This window comes from Massilia norwichensis (assembly GCF_024753245.1).
In the GTDB taxonomy this organism is placed as follows: Bacteria; Pseudomonadota; Gammaproteobacteria; order Burkholderiales; family Burkholderiaceae_D; genus Telluria; species Telluria norwichensis.
The window spans coordinates 209,973-225,438 of sequence record NZ_JANUGX010000003.1; the positions used below are offsets into that span (position 1 = coordinate 209,973).

At 67.7% G+C, this 15,466-nt stretch carries 15 protein-coding genes; 11 read left to right on the forward strand and 4 right to left on the reverse strand.

The features are described 5' to 3' along the window. Nucleotide 1: 1 nt before the first annotated feature. On the forward strand, nucleotides 2-1,276 hold the full coding sequence (locus tag NX782_RS04205) for an SGNH/GDSL hydrolase family protein (protein WP_258844164.1): 1,275 nt from the start codon (nucleotides 2-4) through the stop codon (nucleotides 1,274-1,276). On the opposite strand, the gene NX782_RS04210 is transcribed toward NX782_RS04205, so the two are convergent. Both NX782_RS04210 and NX782_RS04215 read right to left on the reverse strand, forming a co-directional pair. Next, nucleotides 1,273-4,068 carry a hybrid sensor histidine kinase/response regulator gene (locus tag NX782_RS04210; protein ID WP_258844165.1) on the reverse strand — a complete coding sequence of 932 codons (2,796 nt, stop codon included), beginning with the start codon at nucleotides 4,066-4,068 and terminating at the stop codon, nucleotides 1,273-1,275. The genes NX782_RS04205 and NX782_RS04210 overlap by 4 nt on opposite strands. Before the next feature lie 15 nt (nucleotides 4,069-4,083). Beyond that, nucleotides 4,084-4,551, reverse strand: coding sequence for an Lrp/AsnC family transcriptional regulator (locus NX782_RS04215; RefSeq protein ID WP_258844166.1), 468 nt, complete (start codon nucleotides 4,549-4,551; stop codon nucleotides 4,084-4,086). Nucleotides 4,552-4,719: 168 nt separating this feature from the next. On the opposite strand from NX782_RS04215, the gene NX782_RS04220 reads away from it, so the two are divergent. From NX782_RS04220 to NX782_RS04245, 6 genes are all read left to right on the forward strand, one after another. Next, the gene (locus tag NX782_RS04220) at nucleotides 4,720-5,658 is read left to right on the forward strand and encodes a DMT family transporter (protein ID WP_258844167.1); all 939 of its coding nucleotides are present in this window, start codon (nucleotides 4,720-4,722) and stop codon (nucleotides 5,656-5,658) included. A gap of 115 nt (nucleotides 5,659-5,773) precedes the next feature. Further along, entirely contained in the window at nucleotides 5,774-6,202 is a 429-nt protein-coding gene (locus NX782_RS04225; RefSeq protein WP_258844168.1) for a hypothetical protein, read from the forward strand. A gap of 259 nt (nucleotides 6,203-6,461) precedes the next feature. Beyond that, complete coding sequence (locus tag NX782_RS04230; protein ID WP_258844169.1) at nucleotides 6,462-7,616, forward strand: ABC transporter substrate-binding protein; 1,155 nt, start codon at nucleotides 6,462-6,464, stop codon at nucleotides 7,614-7,616. Nucleotides 7,617-7,760: 144 nt separating this feature from the next. Beyond that, a complete protein-coding gene (locus NX782_RS04235; RefSeq protein ID WP_258844170.1) occupies nucleotides 7,761-8,651 on the forward strand; it encodes a branched-chain amino acid ABC transporter permease in 891 nt (296 codons plus the stop codon). 2 nt (nucleotides 8,652-8,653) lie between these two features. Further along, nucleotides 8,654-10,612, forward strand: coding sequence for a branched-chain amino acid ABC transporter ATP-binding protein/permease (locus NX782_RS04240; RefSeq protein ID WP_258844171.1), 1,959 nt, complete (start codon nucleotides 8,654-8,656; stop codon nucleotides 10,610-10,612). A 13-nt stretch (nucleotides 10,613-10,625) separates the two neighbouring features. Next, nucleotides 10,626-11,354: an ABC transporter ATP-binding protein gene (locus NX782_RS04245; RefSeq protein ID WP_258844172.1), complete on the forward strand. Its 729-nt coding sequence runs from the start codon at nucleotides 10,626-10,628 to the stop codon at nucleotides 11,352-11,354. A gap of 1 nt (nucleotide 11,355) precedes the next feature. On the opposite strand, the gene NX782_RS04250 is transcribed toward NX782_RS04245, so the two are convergent. Further along, nucleotides 11,356-11,880, reverse strand: coding sequence for a GNAT family N-acetyltransferase (locus NX782_RS04250; RefSeq protein ID WP_258844173.1), 525 nt, complete (start codon nucleotides 11,878-11,880; stop codon nucleotides 11,356-11,358). Nucleotides 11,881-11,925: 45 nt separating this feature from the next. Between NX782_RS04250 and NX782_RS04255 the strand changes: the two genes are divergently transcribed. From NX782_RS04255 to NX782_RS04270, 4 genes are all read left to right on the forward strand, one after another. Then, complete coding sequence (locus NX782_RS04255; RefSeq protein WP_258844174.1) at nucleotides 11,926-13,113, forward strand: aminotransferase class V-fold PLP-dependent enzyme; 1,188 nt, start codon at nucleotides 11,926-11,928, stop codon at nucleotides 13,111-13,113. Between the two features lie 117 nt (nucleotides 13,114-13,230). After that, nucleotides 13,231-14,055 (forward strand): rhombotarget lipoprotein, encoded by an 825-nt coding sequence (gene rhlP, locus NX782_RS04260; protein WP_258844175.1) that lies wholly within the window; start codon nucleotides 13,231-13,233, stop codon nucleotides 14,053-14,055. Beyond that, a complete protein-coding gene (gene rrtA, locus NX782_RS04265; RefSeq protein ID WP_258844176.1) occupies nucleotides 14,048-14,650 on the forward strand; it encodes a rhombosortase in 603 nt (200 codons plus the stop codon). Before rhlP ends, rrtA begins: the two co-directional genes overlap by 8 nt. Then, on the forward strand, nucleotides 14,625-15,086 hold the full coding sequence (locus NX782_RS04270; RefSeq protein ID WP_258844177.1) for a GNAT family N-acetyltransferase: 462 nt from the start codon (nucleotides 14,625-14,627) through the stop codon (nucleotides 15,084-15,086). The genes rrtA and NX782_RS04270 overlap by 26 nt, the downstream gene beginning before the upstream one ends. Here NX782_RS04270 and NX782_RS04275 read toward each other — a convergent pair. Further along, nucleotides 15,047-15,451, reverse strand: coding sequence for a hypothetical protein (locus NX782_RS04275; protein ID WP_258844178.1), 405 nt, complete (start codon nucleotides 15,449-15,451; stop codon nucleotides 15,047-15,049). The two genes, NX782_RS04270 and NX782_RS04275, sit on opposite strands and share 40 nt — an antisense overlap. Nucleotides 15,452-15,466 lie beyond the last annotated feature (15 nt).

Genomic DNA, 15,466 nt, shown 5'->3' on the forward strand with positions numbered 1-15,466 from the left:
CATGATTCCGACTGACGACAACGCGCCACCCTCCCAGCCGCGCCGCGGCTTCCTGCGCACCGGGCCGCTGCTGGCTGCCGCGCTGACCCTCCCCGCCGCGCTGCCGGCCCAGGCCGCCGACCGCTGGACCGCCACCTGGGGCGCGGCCCCGGCCGGCCCGCCGCCCACGGCGTCGACGCTGGGCCTGTCCGGCCAGACCCTGCGCCTGATCGTGCATGCGAGCGTCGCCGGCAGCCGGGTGCGCATCCGCATCTCGAACGAAATGGGCAGCGTGCCGCTGAACATCGGCGTCGCGCGCATCGCCCTGCGCAGCAGCGGCGCCGTCACGGTGGCCGGCACCGACCGCCAGCTGCTGTTCGGCGGGCGCAGCGCCGTCACGATTCCGGCCGGGGGCGCCGTGCTGTCGGACGGGGCGGACTTCAACGTCCCGCCCTTTGCCGACCTCGCCGTCAGCCTCTACCTGCCGGGAACGGTGCGTCTCACCACCCTGCACAATGCGGCCCTGCAGACCAGCTATGTGTCGAGCGCCGGCGACCGGACCGCGCTGCAAAGCCTGCCAATCCAGCGCAGCATCGCTTCCTGGCCCTTCCTCACCGAGGTCGACGTCAGCGGACCCTATTCCGGCCTGTCCGCAACGAACGCGGTGGTCGCGCTGGGCGACTCGCTCACCGATGGCCAGGCCAGCAGCGCCAACGCCAACCGCCGCTGGCCCGACATGCTGGCGCGGCGCCTGCAGCTGGAGCTGGGCGTGGCCGGCAGCATCGGCGTGGCCAACCGCGGCATCAGCGCCAACTCGCTGCTGAAGGACTACCCGGATGCGATGCTGGCCGGCCAGCGCGCGCTGCTGCGCTTCGAGCGCGACGTGGCTGCCACGAGCGGGGTGCGCTGGATGGTGGTGCTGATCGGGATTAACGACATCGTTTACAGCTCAGGATCGAACCCGATCCCGGTCGACAGCCTGGTGAACGGCCACCAGCAGCTGATTGCCAAGGCCCGCGCACGCGGCATCCGGCCGATCGGCGCGACCCTTCCGCCTTTCGAAGGCCACACGTACTACACGGCGGCGCGCGAGAACGTGCGCAAACGCTTCAATGAATGGATGCGCGGCAGCGGCGCCTATGACGCGGTGGTCGACTTCGACCTGGCCCTGCGCGACCCGGCCCGGCCGACGCGCCTGAGAGCGGCCTACGACAGCGGCGACCACCTGCATCCGAACGATGCCGGCTACGCGGCGATGGCGCAGGCGGTGCCGCTGAACCTGTTCGCCGCAGGCTAGGCCGCGACGTCGGCCAGCAGTTCGACCAGCCGGTGGACGTCCACCGGCTTGACCAGATGATGGTCGAAGCCGGCCGCCAGCGCCTGCTCGCGGTCCTGCGGGCGGCCGTAACCGGTCACGGCGATCAGCAGCGCCTCCTCGGTCCCGGCCTGGCGCCGCAGGCGCCGCGCCAGCTCGTTGCCGTCCATGTCGGGCAAGCCGATGTCGAGAATGCAGACCTCCGGCGCGCACGCGGCGGCCACCGCCAGCGCGCTGTGCGGATCATGCTCGACCAGCACCTCGTAGCCCAGATTCTCGAGCACCAGGGCCAGCAGCTGGGCGGCGTCGACGTTGTCGTCGACCACCAGCACCCGGCGCCTGGACGGCGCTGCCGGCAGGGGCGCCTGCGGCGTGCGCGGCTCGGCATCGCCCTTGTCGAGGACGCGGCGCTCGCGCATGCGCGGCAGCTGGACCGTGAAGCGGCTGCCGGTGCCCGGTCCGTCGCTGTACGCCGTCACGGCGCCGCCGTGCAGCTCGACCAGGCTTTTCACCAATGCCAGGCCGATCCCCAGCCCGCCCTGCGAACGGTCGGGCGTGCGCTCGGCCTGGGTGAACAGCTCGAAGGCGGCATCGCGCACCGCCAGCGTCATGCCGATCCCGCTGTCGGTCACGGACAGGGTCACCAGCGCCGGGTCGCCGGCGTCGGCCTGCATCTCCAGCACGATGCGGCCGCCCTCGGGCGTGTACTTGGCGGCGTTGCCCAGCAGGTTGGCCAGCACCTGGACCAGGCGCTTGCGGTCGCCCTCGACCAGCGCATGCTCGGGCGCCAGGTGCACTTCCAGGCGGTGCCGGCGCGCCTCGATCAGCGGCCGCACCTGTTCGACGGCATCGGCCACCGTCGCCTTGACGTCCACCGGTTCGCGCTCGAGCGTGACCAGCCCGCGCGTGACGCGCGAGACGTCCAGCAGGTCGTCGATCAGGCTGGTCATGTGGCGGACCTGGCGCGTGATGATGGCGCTGGTGCGTCGCATCCGGGCCGGGTCCAGGCCGCCCATCACCAGCAGGTCGGCGGCGGCGCCGATCGGCGCCAGCGGATTGCGCAGCTCGTGGGCCAGCATCGCCAGGAACTCGTCCTTGCGGTGCGCTTCCAGGCGCAGCTGGTCTTCGGCGTTGCGGCGCGCCGTGATGTCGCGGAAGAAGATCGCCAGGTCGTCGTGCATGGCCGGGAACACCCTGACCTCCATCCAGCGCACGCCGCCCTGCGGCAGCGCGTACGGATATTCGACGCCGCCGGCCTGCCCGCCGTGCCGCATGCCGCGGACGATCCCTTCGAGCTCGGTGCCGCTCACCTCCGGGAACACCTCCCAGTGGTTGTGCCCGACCACCTCTTCGGCGCTGCGCCCGACCAGCTGCAGGCCGGTCGCGTTCATGCGCACGATGGTCCAGTCGCGGTCGACCACGGCGAAGCCCTCGGTCATGGTGTCGAAGATGTACTGCGACTGGTCGCGCTCGGCGCGCAGTTCGGCCTGGGCGCGCGCCGTCTCGACCGCCGCCCAGGTCCGTTCGGCCATGTCCTGGGCCATCCGCAATTCGTCCAGCGTCCAGTTGCGCGGCGCCGTGTCGTGCAGGCTCAGCACCGCGCGCACGCGGCCGTCCTTGGTCAGCGGGATGGTCAGGTGCGAGCGCACGCCGAGCGCGGCGTAGGCCTCGGTCTGTTCGGCCGTGCGCTCGTCGCGCGCCACGTCCTGCACCAGCACGTTGCGTCCGAGCCGCAGCTCGCCCGCCATGCCGGCGCCGAAGTCGTCGAGCGTGCCCTGGATGCCGGCGACGCTGACCATGCCCGCGCGGCACCAGTCGCGCCGCACGGTCATCGCCAGCCCGTCCGGCGCGATCTCGGCGAAGGCCACGCGCGCCAGCCCGAGGTAGCGGCCCAGCAGCTGGCTGGCGGCGCCGATCACGGCTTCGCTCGATGCCAGCGGACGCAGGCGGTCGGCCAGTTCGAGCTGGAAGCCGAGCCGCCGCTCGGCACGCTGCAGCTCCTGGAGCTGCTCCTCGACCAGGGCGCGCGCCAGGTGCTGCTCGGTGACGTCCGAGCCTTCGACGAAGATGCCGGTCACCGCGCCATCCTCGACGATGGGCTGGTAGATCAGGTTGATGAAGTGCTGGGCGCTGCCGCCGTCCGCGCGCTGCAGCAGCACCGGCAGGCCGTAGCCGACGAATTCCTGGCCGCTCGCATACACCCGGCCGAGGCGCTCGAACACGCCCTGCGCCTCCAGCTCCGGCAGCGCTTCGCGCAACGGCTTGCCGACGTAGTCGCGCCGCCCCAGCAGCGCATGCAGGGCATCGTTGGCGAATTCGCAGACATGCCGCGGCCCGCGCAGCACGGCCATGAAGCCCGGCGCCTTCTGGAACAGCGGGGTGAGGCGGTCGACGCCGGCCTGCAGGGACTGCTGCACCAGCTCGACCTCGCCTTCCGCGCCCGGCACCGGGGTATGGCTGACGTTCCAGTAGCGCGTCTCGACGCCGCCGCCCTCGTGCGCGGCACGCCGGATATCGAAGCGCAGCTGTGCCAGCGTATCCGGCTGCCCGGTACGGATCACGCGCTCGATGGAGGCCAAGGACTGGCGTTCGGTTTCCGGATCGGTGGGGAAGGCGTCGTGGAAGCGGCGCCCCACGATCTCGTCAAGCCGGCGCCGGGTCGCGGCCAGGTAGGCCCGGTTGGCGCTGACGATATGCAGCTGACGGTCGAGGACGAGGCAGGGATTCGGGGAGGCGTCGAAGAGGCGCCGGTGGACGTCATCGGAGATCGGCATCCGGCCATTCTACTCTCATGGATTCACCGAAGGCGAGCGCTTCAGGCAGCGCAACGCGAAAGTCGAGCGGGTATGGCGCACGCCGGGCAGCTTGTACAGCTTCTGGCGCAGGAAGTTTTCGTAGCCTTCGGTGCCGGCCACCGCCACCTTGATCAGGTAATCGTATTCGCCGGACAGCAGATAGGCTTCGGTCACTTCCGGCAGCCCTGCCAGCGCGTCCGAGAAGGCCTTGAAGATCTCGTCGTCGTGGCGGTCCACCGTGACCTCGATGATCACGGTGTCCGGCACGCCCATGCGGCGCTGGTCGAACACCGCGGCGTAGCCGGTGATGTAGCCGGCTTCTTCGAGCGCCTTGACGCGGTGCCAGCACGGCGTGGGCGAGAGGTTCACGGTATCGGCCAGTTTCTGGTTGCTGATGCGGCCGTCGCGGCTGAGGGTACGCAGGATGTGGCGGTCGATCTCGTCGAGCTGGCCGTCCTTCATGGTAGGGCTTCCTTGTCTATACAGGTGAAGTGAAAGATAGTTCTTTCGCATTTTAGCCGATACGAGGAAGAATCTTCCATACACCATGCATAAGCCGGGCTGAACAGAAGCACATTTTTTGTGCGCTGCAGTATGATTCCCGTGCGTTTCATAGAAGGAGATTTTTTAGTGTCGGAAGCAGTATCCCGCGGCGGACTTGGGGTCCAGAACGCCGCCCTCAGTGCCGAATTGCCGCTCATGCTGATCACGCCCGCCCTGTTCGCTGCGAACCTGGTGGTGGCGCGCTGGGCGCAAGGCGCCGAGATTCCTCCCGTGTTCCTGGCCTTCGGCCGCTGGGCCCTGGCCTTCCTGATCCTGCTGCCGTCCGTCAGCCCGCGCATGTGGGCGCTGCGCGGTACCCTGCGCGCCAACTGGCCGCGCCTGCTGCTGCTGTCGACGCTGGGCATGGCGCTGGCTGTTGCACCGCAATACATCGGCGCGCGCCATACCGGCGCCGCCAACGTCGCCATCATCCTTGCCGCCAGCCCGGCACTGGTGACCCTGATCGAACGCCTGGTCTGGAAGGCGCCGCTGGGCCGCCGCCAGGGCTGGGGCCTGCTGGTTGCGATCGCCGGCGTGCTGGTGGTGCTGTCGAAGGGCGACCTGGCCGCGCTTGGTCAGCTGGAATTCGGCAGCGGCGACCTGTGGGTGGTGCTGGCCGCCATCGGCTGGTCGCTGTACACGGTGTTCAACAAGCGCCTCGCGCTGCCGCCGCTGCCCGGCACGGTCAAGCTGGCGGCCCTGATCGGCGGCGGCGCACTGGTGCTGGCACCGTTCGCGGCCTTCGAAGCGATCCAGGGCGATGTCCCTTCGTTCGGCGACAGCCGCCTGTACGTGGCGCTGGCCTTCCTGGCCATCGTCCCCAGCCTGGGCGCCTACTTCTGCTTCGACCGCCTGGTGACGGTGGCCGGTCCGGCGCGCGCCAGCATGTCGGTCTACCTGATTCCGCTGTTCGCGACGCTGGCAGCCTGGCCGCTGCTGGGCGAGGCGCCGCACCTGTACCACGCGACCGGTTTCGGCATGATCCTGGTGGCGGTGGCGCTGTCCAGCCGGCGCCGGCGCGCCTGAGCTTTTCGGCGCCGTATGCATCGACGTTTCCGTTAAGTGCGCACCTGTAACAGCCTGTAAATCCGGAAGCGTTCGTCTGCGAAATCGCTATAGTAGACAGGTGAGGAGAACCGCCATGAAAAAACTCGCCATCATTCTTGCAGTTGCCGCCCTGAGCGGCTGCGCGACCCAGTATCCGGGTCCCGCCAACTACGGCACCCGCGCCTATGCGCAGGCGCCTGACGCCAACGGCTGGCAAGTGGTCTCGGTGACCCCGGTCCCGAACGGTACCGCCGCCCAAGCCGCCGCATCGGGCGACGCCGGCCGCGTCACGACTTCGGACGTCGTCACCTACAGCCCTGCACCGTCCAGCACCACCTACGTGACCCAGCCGGTCTACGTGCCGGCGCCGGTGTATGCGCCGGCCCCGATCTACGCGCCGGCCCCGGTCTACGATCCGTTCTGGACCCCGCCGATCTCGATCGGCCTCGGCTTCAGCTGGAGCAATTGGGGTCACGGCCACCGTGGCTACCACGGCGGCGGACGCTGGCGCGGTCATCGCTAAAATCAGATAGTTGCACTAAAATGGGGAGGTCGCACGCTGTGCGGCCTCCTTTTTTTTCGCCCGTCCATACACCCCCTTCCTTACGTTTTTCTTACGTATTTGCATGAATGACGCATGGTGCATCGCGTCACATGAATCGTTTGCTGTTGCTCAATTGCCATCCTACAATGGCCCGACGATGGGTCTGCGCCAGCCGATCCGCCCCGGTACCGGCGCCCACCGGCGCACGGCAAAAACGAAGTCAATAACGGAGACAGCAATGGATTTCAAATTGAAAGCATTGGTTGCAGGGGTTGCACTGGGTTTGTCGATGTCCGCCATGGCCGCCGAGCCGATCAAGATCGGCGTGTCCGGTCCCTTCACCGCGGGCTCGGCGCCGATGGGCGTGTCGATGCGCGACGGCGTGCGCCTCGCGGCGGCGGAAATCAATGCCAAGGGCGGCGTGCTGGGACGCCAGCTGCAATTGGTCGAGCGCGACGATGAAGCCAAGCCGGAACGCGGCGTGCAGATCGCCCAGGAGCTGATCAACAAGGAAAAGGTCGTGGCCACCGTCGGCTACATCAACACCGGCGTGGCGCTGGCCTCGCAGCGCTTCTACCAGCAGGCCAAGATCCCGGTGATGAACAACGTCGCCACCGGCTCGATCATCACCAAGCAGTTCGCCAACCAGCCGGAAAACTACGTCTTCCGCAACTCCGCCAACGACACCATCCAGTCGACCATGATCGCCGAGGAAGCGATCCGCCGCGGCTTCAAGAAGCCCGCGATCCTGGCCGATTCGACCAACTACGGCCAGCTGGGCCGCGAAGACCTCGAGAAGGTGCTGGCAACGAAAAACGTGAAGCCGGTCTCGATCGAGAAGTACAACATCGGCGACGTCGACATGACCGCCCAGCTGCTGCGCGCCAAGCAGGCTGGCGCCGACGTCGTGCTCACCTACGGCATCGGCCCGGAACTGGCGCAGATCGCCAACGGCATGCAGAAGCTGGGCTGGAAGGTGCCGATCGTCGGCAGCTGGACCCTGGCGATGGCCAACTTCATCGACAACGCCGGCGCCAACGGCAACGGCACCCGCATGCCGCAGACCTTCATCCAGAACCCGGACACGCCCAAGCGCAAGGCCTTCATCGACGCCTACGTCAAGGCCTACAACCCGCCGAACGGCCGCATGCCGTCGGCGGTGTCGGCCGCCCAGGGCTACGACTCGATCTACCTGCTGGCCGCAGCGATCCAGCAGGCCGGCAGCACGGAAGGACCGAAGATCGCCGCCGCGCTGGAAAACCTGAAGACCCCGATCGAAGGCGTGGTCACCACCTACAACAAGCCCTACAGCAAGACCGACCACGAGGCCATCAACTTCGAGAACACCAAGTTCGGCGAAGTGCAGAATGGGCGCGTGGTGCCGGTGAAGTAAGCCCGCGTAGAGCAAACGCTCGCGTATCACCCCGTCATTCCCGCGGAAGCGGGAATCCATGCCGAGCCGATCGAAGTCACTCAGCATGGGTTCCCGCTTTCGCGGGAACGACGGTTCACATTACTTGCGCCGTACGGGTTAATTATGGACATCCTCCTTCAGCTGGTCGTCTCCGGGATCGCGCTCGGCATGATCTATGCCGTCATCGCGTTCGGCTATCAACTCACTTTCGCCACCTCCGGCACCCTGAACTTCGGCCAGGGCGAGGCCCTGATGCTGGGCGCGCTGGTCGGGCTGTCCTTGGTCGGCACCATCCACGGCGGCCCCTACATCAGCTACTGGCTGATGATCCCGCTGGTGATGGTGTTCGGCGCCATCCAGGGCATGTTCGTCGAGTGGATCGGCGTGCGCCCGGCGATCCGCATCAAGTCCGAATTCGGCTGGATCATGTCCACCATCGCGCTGGCCATCATCTTCAAGAACGTGGCCGAGAACATCTGGGGCAAGGACGTTCTGCCCTTCCCCTCCCCGATCTCGTCCGAACCGTTCACGGTGATGGGCGCGAACGTGCAGCCGATGCAGGTGGCGGTGATCATCGGCGCCGTCGCCATCATGCTGGCGGTCGAGATCTTCAACCGCAAGTCGATCTACGGCAAGGCGGTGGTCGCCACCTCGAACGACCGCGACGCGGCCGGCCTCATGGGCATCAACACACGCATGGTGATCACCTTCTCGTATGCGCTGTCCTCGGCGACGGCGGCCTTCGCGGGCGCCCTGATCGCGCCGCTCACCCTCACCTCGGCCAACATGGGCGCCTCGCTGGGCCTGAAGGCCTTCGCGGTGGCGATCATCGGCGGCCTGACCTCGGGCGTGGGCGCGATCGTCGGCGGCATCATCCTCGGCATCGCCGAAACCGCCACCGGCTTCTACCTGTCCACCGGCTACAAGGAAGTGCCGGGACTGGTGTTGCTGCTGCTGGTGCTGGCGGTGAAACCTTCCGGCCTGTTCGGCAAGGCCGCGATCAAGAAAGTCTGACGATGAAGAAGAATCCCACTCTGCTGGCCGCCATCGTCGCGGGGATCGTCCTGGTCCTGGCCTACCCGCTGCTGTTCACCAATCCCTACTATGTGCACCTGGCCGAGACCATCCTGATCTACGCGATCCTGTTATATGGTCTCGACATCGTGGTCGGCTACACCGGCCAGGTCTCGCTGGGCCACGCCGGCCTGTTCGGCATCGGCTCCTACGCCACCGGCATCCTGGTGTTGAAACTCGGCGCGCCCTGGTTCGTCGCGGTCCCGGCCAGCATCGCCTTCGCCGCGCTGTTCGGCGCCATCCTGGCGCTGCCGGCCCTGCGCGTGACCGGGCCCTATCTGGCGATGGTGACGCTGGCCTTCGGCACCATCGTGCAGATCCTGATCAACGAGATGACCTTCCTGACCGAAGGCCCGCTCGGCATCCAGCTGCAAAAGCCCAGCGTGTTCGGACGCGAGCTGACCGAGGTCGAGTACTACTACGCGGTGGCCGGCTTCATGCTGCTCTCGCTGCTGCTGGTACACCGCCTGCTGCGCTCGCACGTCGGGCGCGCCTTCGAGGCCTTGCGCGACAGCCCGATCGCCTCGGATTGCATGGGCGTCTCGGTCTACCGCTACAAGGTGTACGCCTTCGTGATCAGCGCCGGCTTCGCAGGCCTGGCCGGCAGTTTGTACGCCTATTCGGAACAGTACATCTCGCCGAACAGCTACAACTTCGAGCTGACCATCCTGTTCCTGCTGGCCGTGATCATGGGTGGACGCAAGAGCCGCCTGGGTTCCCTGATCGGCGCCACCATCGTCGTCATGCTTCCCAGCCTGCTGTCCGACATCGAGGTGTTCCGCAAGATCGCGGTGACGGCGGCGGTCGTTGCCGTGATCGTCGCCGCACTGATGATCGCGAAGCGCCGCACCACCGTCGGCCGCGCGGCGGTGCCGGTGCTGGCGACGCTGGCGCTGGCCGTGGTCGCCTACAAACTCGAGAGCATGGTCGACTGGCGCCTGACCATCTTCGGCCTGATGACCCTGTTCGTGGTCTACTACCTGCAGGACGGTATCGTCGGCTTCTTCAAGAGCCTGATGGGACGTGGGCGCTCGCACGTGGTGGCGAGCGAAGGCGCCGGCGCGGCCGACCCGTTTGCCGGCATCCGCGCCGACGCGGGCGACGCCAAGGGCGAACTGCTGCGCGTGGAACAGGTGCTGATGCAGTTCGGCGGCCTGAAGGCGCTGAACATGGTCGACCTGAATATCGCGCGCGGCACCGTGCACGGCCTGATCGGCCCGAACGGCTCGGGCAAGAGCACGATGATGAACGTCCTGACCGGCATCTACAAACCGACCGCCGGCGCCGTCGTGTATGCCGGCCAGCCCATCGCCGGCCGCACGCCCTCGCAGATCGCGCTGGGCGGCATCGCGCGCACCTTCCAGAACGTGCAGCTGTTCGGCGAGATGACGGCGCTGGAAAACGTGCTGGTCGGCCTGCACCACAGCTTCCGCGCGACCTGGCTGGACGTAATGCTGTCGACCCCGCGCTACCGCCGCGAGGAGCTGGCGGCGCGTGCGCGCGCGGCCGCGATCCTGGACTTCATCGGCCTGGCGGAACTGGCCAACGAGGAAGCGCGCAACCTCCCCTACGGCAAGCAGCGCCTGCTCGAGATCGGCCGCGCGCTGGCGCTCGACCCGCGCCTGCTGCTGCTGGACGAACCGGCCGCCGGCCTGACCGCGCCCGACATCCGCGAGCTGATGGCGATCATCCGCAAGATCCGCGACCACGGCATCACTATCGTGCTGATCGAGCACCACATGGACGTCGTGATGTCGATCTCGGACACCGTCACCGTACTCGACTTCGGCCAGAAGATCGCCGAAGGCACACCGGGCAAGGTGCAGTCCGATCCGCGGGTCATCGACGCCTACCTTGGCGGCGCCGCCGAGACCACGCCGCCGCAACCGGCGGCACTGTAAAGGAGAACCCGGCATGTTAGCGATCCAGAACCTGCACGCCGCCTACGGCAAGGTCGAAGTCCTGCACGGGATCTCGCTCGAAGTCCCGAAGGGCAAACTGGTCACCCTCATCGGCAGCAACGGCGCCGGCAAGACCACCACCATGCGCGCCATCTCGGGCATGATCAAGCCGAAGAGCGGCAGCGTGCAACTCGACGGCCGCGACATCACCGGTCTCGATTCGCACCGCATCGCGCGCGCCGGCCTGGCCCATTCGCCGGAAGGCCGGCGCGTGTTCGCGACCATGAGCGTGACCGACAACCTGCTGCTCGGCGCCTTCCCGCGCTTCACGCGCGCGCGGCCAAAAGGCGACGTCCAGCACGACCTCGAACGCGCGCTGGAACTGTTCCCGCGCCTGAAGGAACGCCGCACCCAGCTGGCCGGGACGCTGTCCGGCGGCGAGCAGCAGATGCTGGCGATGGCGCGCGCCGTCATGCTCAATCCCGAGGTGATCCTGCTCGACGAACCGTCGATGGGCCTGGCGCCCATCTTAGTGGACGAAGTCTTCCGCATCATCGCGCGCTTGAAATCCGAAGGCGTGACCATGCTGCTGGTCGAGCAGTTCGCGCAGGCGGCGCTGAACGTGGCCGATTATGGTTATGTGCTGGAGAACGGCAGCATTGCCGTGCATGGGCCGGCGGCGAGTCTCAAGACCGATCCGAAGGTGGTGGCGGCTTATCTGGGCGGCGGCCACGCCCATTGATTCAGGCGGGCGCGTGGCGCTCGAAATGCAGGCGGTCATACCACCGCCCCTGCAATTCGAAGCTGCGCCGCGAGCGCCCGTACTGCACGAAGCCGTTGCGCTCCAGGACGCGGATCGAGCCGGCGTTTTCGATGCTGGCGTCGGCCTCGATGCGTTTCAGGCCGAGCCGGCCGAAAGCGATTGCCAGTACCTGCCGCACCGCTGCGCTGGCGACGCCGCGACCGCCGGCGGACTGGCCGATGCGGTAGCCCAGCACACCGGAATGGAAGTGGGCGCGTTTGATGCCGCTGAGATTGACGCGTCCGAGTAGTTCCCCTTGTGCTGACTTCACCAGGAACTGGTAGCCGCGGTCGTTTGCCGCGTCTTCGATGGCGGCGCCGATTGCGCGGGCCACGCCTTCGCGCGAATAGTAGGCTGGCGGACGGGCATTGATCGTGGCTTCGAAGAAGGCGCGGTTCGCCAGTTCGAAGGCGAGCAGCGCGTCGAGGTCAGCATGGGCTGGCGGTATGAGAGCGATGGTGTCCATGGGCGGTTATGATATTGGTTTCCGAACAACCCGTGGGAGCCCGCCATGATGCATCTGCCTGTAGCCGCGGCCTGCGACGACGAAGAATTCTGGCGCACCGTAGGCGCCCAGTATGCGCCCTCGCCGGACTTCATCAACCTGGAAAACGGCTACTTCGGCATGCCGGCAGAACCGGTGCGCGCCGCGCTGCGCCGCTACCAGGACGAGGTCGACCGCGAAGGTGCCTGGTTCCTGCGCGTGCGCTATCCCGAGCGCCACCGCCGGGTGCTGCAGGCACTGGCCGATTTCTGCGGCGTGTCCGCGGACGAGATTGTGCTGACCCGCAGCGCGGTCGAGTCTTTCAACATCCTGATCCAGGGCTACCCGTTCGAAGCCGGCGACGAGGTCCTGCTCGCCGGCCACGATTACGACAGCGTGATCGCCACCCTTGGCATGCTGGAGGCGCGCAAGGGCATCCGCCTGCGCATCGTCCAGGCGCCGCTCGACCCAGCCAGCGACGACGAGATCGTATCCTTGTACGAACGCGCAATCGGCCCGCGCACGCGCGCCGTGGTGCTGACCCACGTCGTGCACCGTACCGGACAGATCATGCCAGTGGCACGCATCGCCGCGATGGTGCGCCGCCATGGCGTCGATGCCATCGTCGACGCCGCCCACTCGCTGGCGCTGCTGGACTACAAGGTGCCGGAACTGGGCGCGCCCTTCGGCGTGTTCAACCTGCACAAATGGGTGGGCGCCCCGCTCGGCCTCGGCATGCTCTACATCGCGCGCGAGCGCATCGCCGGGATCGCCCCGCTGTACGGCGACGTGTCGCATGCGCCAGGCGACATCGCCAAGCTGGCGCACTTCGGCGTGGTGCCGCCTGCGCCGATTCTCGCCGTCGAGGATGCGCTGGCGTTCTGCCGGCGCGTCGGCGTGCCCAACAAGGAGGCGCGCCTGCGCTACCTGAGCCACTACTGGATGGAGCAGGTACGCGATCTGCCCGGGGTGCGGGTCCTGAGCCCGCGCGACCCGCAGCGCTATTGCGCGCTCGGCGCCTTCGCCATCGACGGCATGCCCGCCGAGGCCGTGGCGCAGCGCTTGATGGCGCGGCACCGGATCTTCACCGTCGTGCGCAAACTGAGCGAGTCGGCAGGGGCCAGCGATTGCGTGCGGGTCACGCCGCATCTGTACACCACGACCGCGGAGCTCGATGCGCTGGTCGCGGCGATCCGCGAACTCGCAGCCGGGTAGCGCAGCACGATACCGGCGGTCGCAAGCCACGGGCTGCCGCGTTCTTCTGTGTAATCCGCCATGCAGCAATGTCATCATGCCCAAGTCGGCCATCCCGGCCTCTCTCGAAAGGCATGCATGACGCGCTTCCTCACCCTCTTCTGCGTACTCGCCCTGCTCACGCTGGCGGGCTGCGCCTCGACCTTCGAGCATGGCGGCAAGCGCCAGGCCGGCAGCATCGTCGACTATCTCTACCCCGACGCCAAGGAAGCACCGAAAATGGAGCCGACCGTCACCCATCTACGCCTGCCGGTGCGGGTCGGCATCGCCTTCGTGCCGGGCGCTGGCCATGGCGCCGGACCGGAGGAAGCGGCGAAGACGCAGCTGCTGGAACGGGTCAAGGGCGCCTTCACGCAATATGACTATATCGGCAGCATCGAAGTCATCCCCAGCGCCTACCTGCGTCCGCGCGGCGGCTTCGCCAACCTCGACCAGGTCGCACGCATGTTCAACCTCGACGTGATCGCGCTGGTCTCCTACGACCAGGTCCGTTTCAACGACACCAACCGCCTCGCAGTGCTGTACTGGACGGTGGTCGGCGCCTACCTGATCAAGGGCGACCAGTACGACGTGCAGACCATGGTCGATGCCGCCGTGTTCGATGTGCGCAGCCGCAAGCTGCTGTTCCGGGCGCCGGGCACCAGCCAGGTCAAGGGCTCGGCCACCTTGGCGGGCTACGGCAAGGAAGTGCGCGGCGCGCAAGCGGATGGCTACGCGCAGGCGGTCGAGCAGATGATCCCGCAATTACAGACCCGGCTCGCCGGCTTCAAGGAGCGCGCCAGGTCCGATCCGGGCATCCAGGTCGAGCGGCGCGATGGCAGGCAGGGTGCGGGCGGCATCGGCTGGGCGGCGGCGCTGCTGCTGATGGTTGTGGCCTGGGCCATCGGACGGCGCCATGCTTAGGCGCGCTCCGGTCAGCTTCACCATCGGCGCGATCTGCCTGCTGCTGGCCTGCGCCGGCGAGCCTGTCACCGCCGGACTCGAATGGGAGCGAATGGCGATCCTGCACGGCGAGGTCTGGCGCCTGCTCAGCGGCCATGTCGTGCACTTCTCGCTGTCGCATGCTGGCGCCGATGCGCTGGGCCTGATCGCGGCGGGGCTGGTGGCGGAACCCTTGATCGGCTCGCGCCGCTTCGCGCTGATACTGGGCGGCGGCGCGCTTCTGGTCTCGCTCGGACTGCTGGCGCTGGCGCCCGGCCTGTTCGAGTACCGCGGCGCTTCCGGCCTGGCGATGCTGGCCGCCGTGCTGGGCGGCGTGCTGGCCTGGCGCCGTCATCCCGCCAGCCGCGCGATACTGGCCTGCGCCGGCCTGGCGTTGGCAAGCAAGACCTTGTGGGAAGCCTGCGCCCATACCGCCGCCTTCACCGAGCTGCCTGCCGGGGTGGCGGTCGCGTGGCAGGCGCACCTCCTGGGTGCGGTGCTGGGTGCCTGGGCGGCCCACGCCCTCCAATCGTCAGCATCGGGAGAAAACCATGTTTGGCATCGACGTCGTACCTGAGAGCGGGCTGGCGCAAGTGCGGGCCTTCTACGAACAGGTCGGCTATGGCGGCGGCGTGTCGGCGCTCGATACCGTGCTGGCCGCATCGGCCGGCGATCGCGTGCTCGGCGCGGTGCGCTTGTGCGAGGAACATGGCGTGATTGTCCTGCGCGGCATGTTCGTCGCAGCGGACGCGCAGCGCCAGGGCATCGGCCGTGCGCTGCTGGCCGCCTGCCTGCCCTGGCTGGATCGTGGCGAGAGCTTCTGCCTGCCTTACGATCATCTGGTCGGCTTCTACAGCGCGGCGGGCTTCGAACCGGTGCCGGCAGAGATGCTGCCGCCCTTCCTGCACGCACGGCTCACGTCGTATCTGGAAAAGGGCCAGCGGGTGCTTGGCATGCGCCGCGCGGGCCGCGGCTACATGCCGAACAAATCGTTGGCGTCGAGGATCGCGTAAGTAATCTCGGGATGGCGTTCGAGCGCCTTACGCACCGCCGCCGGGATCGATTGCCGGACCTTCTTGCACAGGCCGGGCCGGTCTTCGAGCAGGATGACGATGCCGCGCAGGGTGCGCACCTCGTTCGGCCCCGGCGCGATCTTCAGTTCGACGCCGAGGTTGCTGCGGATGCGCTCCTGCAGGCGCTTGAGCTCTTCATAGCTGGCGATGCCTTCGATGCGGTCGATCAGCTTCTGCTCTTCCATGCGCGTCAGGCGCAGCGGGCGCAGGTCGGCATCGGGCTCGGCGAGCAGGCGATCGCGCTCGCAGACGCAGGCGCCTGGCGGGCATTCGGTACGGAGGGGGAAGCTTACCTGTTGCAACATGCTCTCACGCTGTCG